The organism is Cyanobacteria bacterium FACHB-DQ100 (assembly GCA_014695195.1).
In the GTDB taxonomy this organism is placed as follows: Bacteria; Cyanobacteriota; Cyanobacteriia; order Leptolyngbyales; family Leptolyngbyaceae; genus Leptolyngbya.
In genome coordinates, this window is record JACJNW010000027.1 from 15,698 (window position 1) to 27,588 (window position 11,891).

Consider the following 11,891-nt stretch of genomic DNA (forward strand, 5'->3'; position numbering starts at 1 on the left):
CCCTAGAGAACCGGCTTCGTTCATGATAGAAGCATATTCAAAACCGCTAGCTCCTCTATTCACGCTGGCATTTATTAGAAGAAGCCCTGGGCACCTGCCTAGGGCTTATCAGTTGTTGCATCAAGCTCAGCTGCTCGTTTTGATCAGTTGCCACAGTCGGCAGAAAGTCGAGATGCAGAGCGCTTCGGGTGCTTTAGGAGAGTTGGAGATTCAGTCGGCTAGAAATCGACACAACAATACCCTTCTTCCGCAAATCGCCTAACGCTTTGTACAGATCCCCCTCATCCAACTCCCAACGTGCAGCGTAGCTGATTCCTTCGGGCGCGCAAAAAGCAGCAACATCAATGGCAGGATTTAGCTTTCCCGGATAGTCCACTTGCAAAGCAAAAAAGACATAATCACGTTAGCTTCGCTTCACAGAGTGTTCGCTCGTGAGGAGTTTGAGACTGCGAATCCGTAGAGGCTCGTCTCGATCCAGTGAATACCTAGCAGTGGGGGCAGAATCGGATTGAGTCATAATCGGATAGTACATAAGTGCGATCGATTATACGGGGTTATTTCCTCATGGCAATGCAAACAGAATAAAGTTCGCAGATTTAAACTGCTGTCTCATTCCAAGATTAGTAGTCTCAAAATCGGGTTGGACTAGAACCGGACTAAATCGTCAGTTTGTAGTACGCTGTAACGCCCAATTCTCGTGAGACTGAACACGGGCGTTTACAATCAAGGCAAATTGCGGATTCCCCCGACTCATCAGCCTTTACACACTGTCTCATCAGTTGGAACTTCTGCGGAGGGTGCAGAAGCGCGATCGTACAGAAACCATCTTCGATACTCAACCACTCTGCACTAAGAGCGCAGATGTTCTTGAAGGACTGAAGGCTCAAGTTAACTCGAGAGTGACAAACCGGATGGTTCCTTCTTTCCAACTTCACTGGCTGAACGATCACTTTGCCTCAAGTCACTCACCTCAACTCTGATTTCTAATACAGTGCGGATGAATTTGAATGTAATGCGTTTCCAGTCTTTCACAGAGGTCGGTAAGCAGCTAAAATTCGCGCTGAAGGCGCAGAGTTTTGGCTAGCGCACTGTGACAATCAAGCAAATCATAGGAATTCGAAGGCAAATTTTTCATTCGAACGACGCTTCTAAGCAGATGGAGCGATAAAGTAAGTTGGGAAACAAGGAGAGTCAAGTTGGATCTAGAAACCGTCTTAGAATATACGTCTGATGCCATTACTGCACTCGACACCCAGTGGAACTACATCTGCGTCAACCACAGCGCAGAACTGCTGTTGAGACGCAAGCGTGACGAATTATTGGGGCAGTCTATCTGGGACGTTTTTCCTGACCTTTTGAATACGCCCGCAGAAGTCCAACTCCGACAAGCTGCAGCGGCGCAAGTTAGCGTCAAATTTGAGTTGTTTCTGCCTAAGCTATATGCTTGGCACGAAGTCCGGGCTGTTCCGACTGAGAACGGGCTGCTCCTATTCAGTCGCGATATCTCTGACCGAGTTCGAGCCCTCCGAGACGAAGCCGTGCAGGCTGAAATCCGGGCGATTCTCGAACAAGCCCCGATCGCAATCTCGATTATGCGGGGATCGGAACATCGCATCGAGATGCACAATCGCAGGTTCCAGCACCTCATCGGCGGACGCAACTTAGAGGGATTAACGGTACGCAATGCCTTTCGAGAATTGGAAGGGCAAGGGTTCTTTGAGTTGCTCGATCAGGTCTACACGACTGGCGTAGCCTATGAAGGCAAGGAAATGGTGGCGCGTTACGATCGTGACGGCAGTGGTGAACTGTACGAAGGGTATTTTAATATCATCTATCAGCCTTTGTTTGACCTGAGTGGACGAGTGAACCGGCTTTTGAGTTTGAATATCGAGGTCACTGAAGAAGTAGAGGCACGACAGCGCATTGCTCAATTTGCCGCTGAACGCGATGCCATCCTGCAGCAATTGATAGAAGGGGTTATCGTGACCGATGTGAAGGGGCGAATTACGTTTGTCAATGATGCCGCCTCACGGTTGCACGGGGTTGCCAAGCTCGATGTTCTACCGGAAGACTATAGCGAGATGTATCATCTCTACACCGAGGAAGGGCACGCTTACCCTGCAGCAGAGCTACCTTTAAGTCGAGCTGTGCTCAAAGATGAGGTCGTGAAAGAGGCACGCTGGCGGATTCGGCGATCAGATGGGACAGAGATTCTAGTGGAGGGCAATGCTCGTCCCGTCTACGATGAGCAGGGCAGAAAAATTGCTGCGGTACTTACCCTGCGAGCATTATGAAGTGAAAGCTGACTGCTCAACCTGACGCGATCGCTATTTGCCGTCACACTTGTGACCACAGTCGTACAATAATGGCTGGGAACGCAATCGAACTATGCCATTTCCGCTTGCACTGCGGCAACTTAAAGTACTGCTAGAGGAATTGCTTAATATTGATTCAAACGCGTCGGTGCTCAGACGTTGTGACATTCCCATTTCTCAGGATGAGCAGTAGCAGCACTTTTACGCCAATCAGCCTACAAGGTTAGTGATGGAAACTAGATTGCAATACAGAATGATCTCAATGCCGCAGAATCACGACAATTCATCCAGTCTAGCCCGTCAAGAAACCGGAATCTTGCTGCAAATGGCAGATGGCACCATCACTGCTTGTAATCAGGCAGCTCAACTCATTTTAGGGATGACACTCGACCAACTGCAAGACACCTCATCGCCAAATTTGTTCTGGCACATGATTCATCCGGATGGGACTCCATTTCCTCATCAGATGCATCCAGTGCTCCTGGCACTCCAGTCTGCACAGCCGTGTTTGAACGTCAAAATGGGATTTTATAAACCTGATGGCGATTTGGTATGGGTCAAACTTGACGCTCAACCATTATTTCGCTGTGGGGAACATACCCCTTATGCTGTTGCCGTTACGATTACTCCGTTCATTTCGCCCACTGAATCAGTACACCTTGTCGGTACAACGCCTGCATGTCAAAGAATCCAATTCCCTGAATCGGCAATGAGCACAGCGTGTAATGTCAAAGGAATTGAGGCAACCGAACGGATGCAACTCGAATCAGAACCAGATTGCGGACAGATTGAGGCTCGGTTACACGAAAGTGAATCCCAATATCGTGTGCTAGCAGAAGCAATTCCCCAGTTGGTATGGGTGACAACATCGGATGGACAAAACGAATACGTTAATCAGCGCTTCTGTGACTTTGTAGGCTTAACTTCATCACAGTTATTGAGCTTGGATTGGCTCAGCATTATCCATCCAGATGATCGAGATCGCACCCGTGAGCGGTGGCTTGCTTCTGTAAAAAGTGGTAACTCTTACGAGATCGAATACCGTTTCCGTCACTTCGATGGGACGTACCACTGGTTTTTAGGTCAGGGAGTGCCGTTTCGAGACGAACAAGGACAGGTGGTGAAATGGTTTGGCACTTGTACCAATATTGACTTCCAAAAACAACATGAAGCTGAAAGCATGCGGCTGATAGCAGAGCAACAAGCGGCTCGCGAAGCCGCAGAACGAGCAAATCGCATTAAGGACGAGCTCTTAGCGGTGGTGTCGCATGAACTGCGAACTCCACTCAATCCCATTCTCGGTTGGTCAAAGCTATTGCGAATGGGCAAACTCACGCCAGAACGTGCTGCAGAAGCTTTGGGTACGATCGAGCGGAACGCTCAGCAACAGGCACAACTGATCGATGACTTGCTCGATATCTCACGCGTTCTACGCAACAAGCTGGTCTTGACCGTTGAGTCGATCGATTTAGCCGGAATTGTCGCGAATGCCCTCGAAACAATTCAGCTTGTCGCTGAGGCGAAATCAATTCATGTTGAAGCCTCGCTCGCCGTTCATGTTGGCGCGATTAGAGGAGATGCAGGACGGTTGCAGCAAATTGTTGGGAACTTGCTCTCTAACGCTGTGAAGTTCACACCGGAAGGCGGACGAATTCAAGTGCAGCTCACTCAAAGGGGGGGCTATGCCCAACTGCAAGTCATCGATACCGGCAAGGGCATCGCGCCGGAGTTTCTACCGCATCTGTTTGAGGCGTTTCGGCAGGAAGACAACACGACAACTCGTCAATTTGGCGGACTTGGACTGGGGCTGGCAATTGTGCAGGAACTGGTAGAACTACATGGGGGGACTGTAAGGGCGGACAGTCCAGGGGTGGGACGAGGAGCAACGTTCACAGTGAGGCTCCCGATCGCATCGCCACAACTCATCAATCCGACTCCTACCCTGCCCGACCACCAAGACGGGGATTTAAGTGGCATTCGCATTCTGGTAATCGATGATATACAGGATTCGCGCGAGTTTGTGGCGTTCGTTCTCCAGCAAGCAGGCGCGATTGTAACCATGGCATCGTCCGCTCAAGCTGCGTTAGACCAGATTAGGGAAGTGAACCCTGATGTGATTATCAGCGACATTGGTATGCCTGACATTAATGGCTATGAGCTCTTACAACGAATTCGCCAAGATTTTGCGCTTTCGACTCGCGCTATTGCATTAACCGCTTATGCCACTGAGAATGATCAGCAGCAGGCATTAGAATCAGGATTCGATCGACATTTAGCGAAACCGATCGAGCCGGCAGCCTTAATTGAAGCAGTTCTCGTGCTTGCTCATTCCCCGTTGAAATAAGATGAAGCAAATGATATGAAGCAATCGTTGGTTCGGCAGATCAATGCTGGCTTCAGCATTACGCTAGTGCTGGTGTTAATCAATGGTGTGATTTCCTACCGCAACATCTTCCGGCTGGTTGATAATGAGCGACTCGTGCGCCAGAGCCACCAGATTATTGCTGTGCTAGAAGACACGCTCTCAACACTTAAAGATGCGGAAACTGGACAACGCGGGTATTTGCTGACTGGGCAAGACCAGTATTTGGAGCCGTATAACAGCGCGATCACTCGGGTTAGTGAGCAAGTCCAGACGTTAAAGCAATTAGAGACAAGAACCACGCAGCCGCAACAAATTGAAGTACTAGAGCAAGCGATCACGGCAAAACTGACCGAATTAAATCAAACCATTCAGCTCCGTCGCACAGGCAAATTTGATGAGGCGCTGCGAATTGTTCGGTCGGATCGTGGCAAGCGGATTATGGACAACATTCGGACGCAAATCGCCGTCCTCGAGCGCCAAGAAACGGATCAATTGCAGCAACGAACAGCAGAATCGCAGCAACACTTAAGCTCCGCGCTGTTCACCTTTACGCTCATCACTGGGACAAGTTTAATCTTACTGGCGCTACTGGCGGAACTGGTTAGACGCAATGAAGCACAACGACAGCAAGCAGAGCGAAGCCTGAGGGAACGGGAAGAGAGGCTTCAGACATTTGTGAAATATGCGCCTGCGAGCATTGCGATGTTTAACGAAACAATGCACTATCTTGCGGTTAGTCAGCGCTGGATCGAGGATTACCACCTCGGCTCGATCGAATCGGTATTGGGCAAGTCGCATTACGATCTGTTTCCAAACCAGCCTGCAGGATGGAGAGCTGCTCATCAACGCGGGTTAGCGGGACACAGCGAAAAATGTGATGAAGATCGCTACGTATTGCTTGATGGCTCCGAACAATTTTTGCGTTGGGAAGTGCAGCCGTGGCGAGACAACTCTGCAAGAGTCAAGGGCATTCTCATTGCTGTGGAAGATATTACCCAGCAAAAACGAATTGAGGTCGCCCTGCGCGAGAGTGAACAGCAGTTCAAAGCGACATTTAATCAAGCAGCGGTCGGAATTGCTCAAGTTGCGCCAAACGGCACCTGGCTACGAGTCAATCAAAAACTCTGTGAAATTGTCGGGTATCGCTACGAAGAATTGTTGGCTTGTACATTTCAAGACATCACCCATCCCGCCGACCTCGACCTTGATCTGAGCTATATGCGGCAGATGATAGCAGGAGAAATCCAGACCTATTCGATAGAGAAACGCTACATCCGCAAAGACCGCTCGATCGTATGGATCAACTTAACAGTAGCGCTAGTGCGTGACTCTGATGGACAGCCAAAGTATTTTATTTCTGTCATCGAAGACATCGATCACAGAAAGCGATTGGAAGCCGAACGCCAACAAGCTGAATTAGCATTGCGCCAAAGTGAAGAACGATTCCGATCGGCAATGGAATTCTCGGGAATTGGAACCTGGGATTGGAACCTGCTTACTGAACAGGTGATCTGGAATGACAATTCCTTTCGGCTTTTAGGTTATGAACCACACGGCTGCGAACCCAACTATCAAACGTGGCGAAATCGCGTGCATCCTGACGATATTGAGGCAACCGAGCAGGCGATTCAATCCGCGATTTCAACTCGGTCGTTCTACTTCTCAGACTTTCGCGTTGTTTGGGACGATGACAGCGTGCATTGGATTTCTGCACGCGGACGAGCGGTTTATAACGACACCGAACAACCGATCCGTCTGCTTGGCGTGATGCTCAACATCACCGAGCGCAAAGCGGCTGAAATTGCATTGCAGCAGCTCAACGCTACCTTAGAACAACGCATCGAGGATCGAACCACGCGACTAACGGAAATTAATCAAGAGCTAGAAGCGTTTACGTATTCGGTCTCACACGACCTACGAGCTCCCCTCCGAATTATGCAAGGATTTGCTCAGGCATTAGAAGAAGATTACGGCACTCACCTCGATGATCTCGCTCATACCTACATTCAGAGCATTTCCGATAGTGCGGTGCAGATGGGCACCTTGATTGATGATTTGCTGAGCTATAGCCGGCTGAGTCGAACGCAAATCAATTTGCAACCGACAGAGTTGAATGCCGTGGTTGATGCTGCTCTACGTCAACTACATCGCGAAATTGGAGAGCGTCACGCAGTCGTCCAGATTCGGTCTCCGCTGCCCTCGGTAATTGCTAACCGCCCCATTTTGATTCAAGTGATCACAAACTTAATCAGCAATGCGCTCAAATTTGTGGAGCCGTCAAACCAGCCTGCCATCGTCATCGCGGCTCAGGTTGAAAAAAAATTGGTACGCTTAACGATCGAAGACAATGGCATCGGTATCGCACCCGAATATCAAGATCGCATCTTTCGTGTGTTTGAGCGGTTACACGGCATCGAAACATTTCCGGGAACAGGCATTGGCTTGGCGATTGTCCGGAAAGGTATCGATCGCATGGGTGGGCAAGTTGGGGTAGAGTCTCAACTGGGCCACGGTAGCCGATTTTGGCTTGTATTACCGCTTGCATCTACCTAGATTTATTTTCCACATGACTCAACCCCGCATTCTCTTAATCGATGACAATCCAGGCGATCGTGCCTTGGCGATTCGCGCGCTCAAACAAACCTTCTCCAATCTGCAAGTTCAAGAGGTTCTCGACCAGGGCGGCTTAAATCGCGCCATTCGGGAGAAAAATTTTGATTTGGTGGTTACAGATTTCCAAATTCGCTGGACAACAGGGATTGACGTTCTTCTCGCCATTAAGGAGCAAGATCCAACCCTTCCAGTGATTATGTTCACCAACACAGGCACGGAAGAAATCGCCGTCGAGGCGATGAAGCTTGGACTAGACGATTACATTCTCAAACGATCAGATGCTTATGCTCGTCTACCTGCTGCTGTCAGTCGTTCGCTCGAGAATGTTAGAATCCGTGCTGAGCTAGAACGGTATACCAACATTCGCGTTCATGATCTCAACGAAGCGCTGCAAACAATTCTGTCACTCAGTTCACGGTTACTCGAGAGAAGTACATCTCGTTCTCAGGCTGACCAAACCGACTTCCAGCAGATTTACCGCGCTGCTCAAACGGCAAGCGAATTGCTACAAGACCTACTGCCTGAGAATCCTTCACACAAATCAAGTAACTCGTGACAATGGATGTGCCCCCAATTTTACTGGTTGAAGATGATCCTAAAGAGGTTTTATTAATTCAGCGGGCGTTTCGTAAAGCTGAGATTGCTGCTGACTTGCATATCATCAACGACGGAGAACAAGCGATTGCCTACTTGGCCGGACAACCGCCGTTTGAGGATCGCGCTCAGTATCCACTTCCGATGCTGATTCTGCTCGATTTGAAACTTCCTCGTCGCTCTGGAGCTGAAGTACTGGCTTGGTTACGTCAACAACCCGGATTGAAGCGCATTCCCGTCGTGATGCTGACTGCCTCAAGGGAATATGCGGATGTCAACCGAACTTATGACTTAGGAGTGAACGCTTACATGGTCAAACCCGTTAGCTTTAACCAGCTTGTAGAAATTGTGAACACACTGCACGTTCATTGGCTTGTGCTGAACGAGAAACCGCAAATCGATATCTCCTAGATAGGGACATCTGGGCGTTCTATGCTCGAGATCCTACTGATTGCCTTCGTTAAAGAAGAAGACCAGAAAGTATTAACTCATTAGTGGTTCAACGTTTTGGTTCGTTGCCGCACCCGCAGAAGGTCCGGGCTGAGAACCTGTGCAGCCGCTAGCTGCTACCCAAGTGAAAGTAGGAACAAATTGGGTAAGTTAACCCTAGCCCTAGAGAACCGGCTTCGTTCATGATAGAAGCATATTCAAAACCGCTAGCTCCTCTATTCACGCTGGCATTTATTAGAAGAAGCCCTGGGCACCTGCCTAGGGCTTATCAGTTGTTGCATCAAGCTCAGCTGCTCGTTTTGATCAGTTGCCACAGTCGGCAGAAAGTCGAGATGCAGAGCGCTTCGGGTGCTTTAGGAGAGTTGGAGATTCAGTCGGCTAGAAATCGACACAACAATACCCTTCTTCCGCAAATCGCCTAACGCTTTGTACAGATCCCCCTCATCCAACTCCCAACGTGCAGCGTAGCTGATTCCTTCGGGCGCGCAAAAGGCAGCGACATCGATCTCAGGAGTTAGCTTTCCGGGGGAATCAATCTGCAAGGCAAAAAAGACATAATCACGTTAGCTTCGCTTCACAGAGTGTTCGCTCGTGAGGAGTTTGAGACTGCGAATCCGTAAGAGTTCGTCTCGATCCAGGAGTATCAGCGTTGAGTTTTGAAGTAATACTCATGTCGTAAATTGAGTTTCTAGAGGCAGCCAAGGTTGTATTTCCAAAATAGAACCTAATTCAAGCGGCATGTACACTGAAATTATGTACTTGAGCGCTGTTTCTTGATCTCATTAGAGGCTCGCATTAGATACTCTACCAATTGAGCCTTGCTCTTTTACTTAGCGATTAAGGAAAAAACCTGACTTCTGATACGGCAACAGAAAATTGACTAAGTGAATTAATACATATGCGAATCCAGCTTTAACCTAGGCGCTAAGTAATTCCTGAGAAAGCCCTAGTTTCCGCTTTTCAAGTCTGTTGGCGACTTTAAGTAGTAATCGTGCCAATTGTGTATCATCTAGCAACTCAATCGGGTCCTCTACTGGTCGAGGTTCTTTACCGGCTAGAAGTTCGCAGAAGTAGCGTTTCGCTCCTGGCGTAATTTGATCTGCACCGTCTAGCATTCGCTCCAGCATTTCGCAGGACGGATTCGTTTTGCCATTACGAAACTCTGAGATGTGGGTTGTGCTAACCCCTGTTACCTCAGCGAGCTTCTTTCCTGTAATTCCAAGTTGCTTGAGCGTCTGATCGAAATATTGATGCATCAGTTTAACCCAGAGCGAATATAATGGTTCAACCAAGGGAGCGTTATAACAATTCGCTTTTGACGAATCTGAAACCATTCTAATTCATGACTCTGCTATGGAAACCATCAAGCTCAAAGATTCACACAATTCAAGTTTTCGTCAACGGCTACAAGTCCTGCCAATTCAGCTTTAGAGAGTTAGCGGTATGAGCACTTATTCTAATAAAAGCCAGTGTCACGACCCATTTCCCTCCAATCTAATCGGTAAACGTCTATGTGAGACGTTCCCTTATCTGTGGAACGCGATTATTTCAACTAACGAAACTACCCCCAAGTGGCAGACGGTTGCTAAGTATCCCATACGTCCGCGCATTCTATGGCGAGAGTGGAAGGACAATTCCAAATTAATTGGCGTTCGATTCGACTCCCAGACCTCTTACGCGCTAATCGACATAGATCGTAACGGTCAGTTCCACCCCTACCAGAACCCAGAATTGCTCACTCTGATTCGAGCGGCACTGGAAACGATCGGGATTTGTCGCACCGTTCTGATTAGATCGAGTTGGTCAGAAGGCTTACACCTCTACATTCCGTTACCTCATGCCGTTCAAACGTTCGGATTGGCTCAGGCGATCAAGCAATGTTTAGAGGCGCAGGGATTGACGATCGCACAAGGGCAGCTCGAAGTTTTTCCAAACTGTAAGGCGTATGCCGTCCCCGGCACTTATACCGAGTACAACGCGCATCGACTTCCCTTACAACCGGAATCAGGATCTTGCTTACTCGATGACGATTACAACCCGCTTAGCCACGATTTAGGGCAGTTCTTCCAGCAGTGGGATATAGCAGCAGCAGGACAAGATCTCTCTGAGTTGATGAATGCGATCGCGATCGCCCGAACGAACAACCGCAATCGACGGAAGCGCCACACCACGATCGTCGAAGATTGGCTCCAAGACCTTCGGGCTGAGATTCAGGAGGGTTGGACTGACTACGGGCAAACGAATCACTTATTGAAGACGATCGCCTGTCACGGAGTCGTATTTGAAGGACTGAAAGGAGATGCCCTCGGTGAATATGTCGAACAGACTGCGGTGAACCTCCCAGGCTATGAGGAATGGTGTCAGCACCGACATGAGATCCGAATGCGATCGACAGTTTGGGCAAGGTCAGCCGAGAACTACTACTGGGCATTAGGGAGTAATCCAAAGCGATCGGGGAATGCCCACAGCGATGAAGGTGAGAAGGTTGTCCCGCTCAATGTTCTGCGTTCAGAAGACGCCCAGAGACGAATTAAGGCTGTTGTGTCTCGCTTAGAGCAGGAAGGTCAGTTTCCCTCAACTGCCACCGCTAGAGCGAAATTAATCGCTGCTGAGGGAATCAGTACCCGAACCCTCTACAACCATCTTGAACTCTGGCATCCCATTCACTATCAATCAGGATCGTGTAAAACAGTCCAGCCAGAGACAATTACAGCGATCTTTGAGGCTGATTCTGAAGATCCACCAAAATCGCTAGAACCCAGTGAGAAAAAGAGATTTTACACTGAAGGGGAAAATATGAAGGGTGGGATGGATAATTCACCTGTTCTACTCGCTCAACTTGTATTTGGTCTTGAATCCTGTGGCTCAGAGGCTCGAATACATATCGTGAAACCTCTAGAGAAGCTCAATGAAGTGAATGACAGCTAATCGAAATGTCAAAAGTCAAACGCTCACAACTCACGCTGGAAGAATTGATTCAGTGGCAGGCAGAGATCGCTGATGTCGCGACCCTTGGAATTTCCGCTATCTCTGTTCATGCCGCACCGGATCGCTGGGAGTATATGGGCATCGCGTCCACTGGAGAGAAGGTTTATCTCAACTTGGATTCAATTCAATTAGAGCCTCGGCGCGCTGGATATTTTTTCACCTATCAAATCGGCAACGATCGACCGGTGGCTTTTACAAACTGCGATGGTCAGTTTCAAGTCGCAGATCGCAATGGGATCTATGGCGGGTTTATGAAGCCTCAATCTGAGGCAATTCGTAAAATGCTAGGACGAGCTTGCACTTATCGCGCCCGTTAGCTCTCTTTGCTGAGACTAGCAATAAGCGGCAATATCTTCCCCGCATACATCAGCTAGGTAACAGAGCGCTTTGAACCGCAAGCCCACCAACTGCTCATAGAACGGATTCAGTTTGCACATCGGCGGAATGTGGAGTAGAACATGACCGAAGAAGCAGATATCGCGTTCAAAGGGACACTGAGCCGGAATCAGGCGACAGAAAAAATGGGCAGTTTCTGAATTACGAATCTCGAACTCGTCCAATTTTTG

The 11,891-nt window shown here is 48.8% G+C and carries 9 protein-coding genes; 7 read left to right on the forward strand and 2 right to left on the reverse strand.

From position 1 onward, the window contains the following. The first annotated feature begins 1,196 nt into the window (after positions 1-1,196). From H6F51_11200 to H6F51_11220, 5 genes are all read left to right on the forward strand, one after another. Positions 1,197-2,294, forward strand: a complete 1,098-nt coding sequence (locus H6F51_11200) for a PAS domain-containing protein (GenBank protein ID MBD1823044.1) — start codon at positions 1,197-1,199, stop codon at positions 2,292-2,294. Positions 2,295-2,835: 541 nt separating this feature from the next. Continuing rightward, a complete protein-coding gene (locus tag H6F51_11205) occupies positions 2,836-4,659 on the forward strand; it encodes a PAS domain-containing protein (GenBank protein ID MBD1823045.1) in 1,824 nt (607 codons plus the stop codon). Positions 4,660-4,674: 15 nt separating this feature from the next. After that, complete coding sequence (locus tag H6F51_11210; GenBank protein MBD1823046.1) at positions 4,675-7,233, forward strand: PAS domain S-box protein; 2,559 nt, start codon at positions 4,675-4,677, stop codon at positions 7,231-7,233. A gap of 13 nt (positions 7,234-7,246) precedes the next feature. After that, entirely contained in the window at positions 7,247-7,849 is a 603-nt protein-coding gene (locus tag H6F51_11215; GenBank protein MBD1823047.1) for a response regulator, read from the forward strand. A 2-nt stretch (positions 7,850-7,851) separates the two neighbouring features. Beyond that, on the forward strand, positions 7,852-8,298 hold the full coding sequence (locus H6F51_11220; protein MBD1823048.1) for a response regulator: 447 nt from the start codon (positions 7,852-7,854) through the stop codon (positions 8,296-8,298). A 956-nt stretch (positions 8,299-9,254) separates the two neighbouring features. Here the strand turns inward: H6F51_11220 and H6F51_11225 are convergent. Beyond that, positions 9,255-9,593, reverse strand: a complete 339-nt coding sequence (locus H6F51_11225; protein ID MBD1823049.1) for a helix-turn-helix transcriptional regulator — start codon at positions 9,591-9,593, stop codon at positions 9,255-9,257. A 187-nt stretch (positions 9,594-9,780) separates the two neighbouring features. Here H6F51_11225 and H6F51_11230 point away from each other — a divergent pair, with 187 nt between their 5' ends. Beyond that, positions 9,781-11,265, forward strand: a complete 1,485-nt coding sequence (locus H6F51_11230; protein ID MBD1823050.1) for a hypothetical protein — start codon at positions 9,781-9,783, stop codon at positions 11,263-11,265. 5 nt (positions 11,266-11,270) lie between these two features. Further along, a complete protein-coding gene (locus tag H6F51_11235) occupies positions 11,271-11,642 on the forward strand; it encodes a hypothetical protein (protein ID MBD1823051.1) in 372 nt (123 codons plus the stop codon). 15 nt (positions 11,643-11,657) lie between these two features. Here H6F51_11235 and H6F51_11240 read toward each other — a convergent pair. Continuing rightward, positions 11,658-11,891: Mo-dependent nitrogenase C-terminal domain-containing protein (locus H6F51_11240; GenBank protein MBD1823052.1), on the reverse strand; the 234-nt coding region annotated here is incomplete at its 5' end.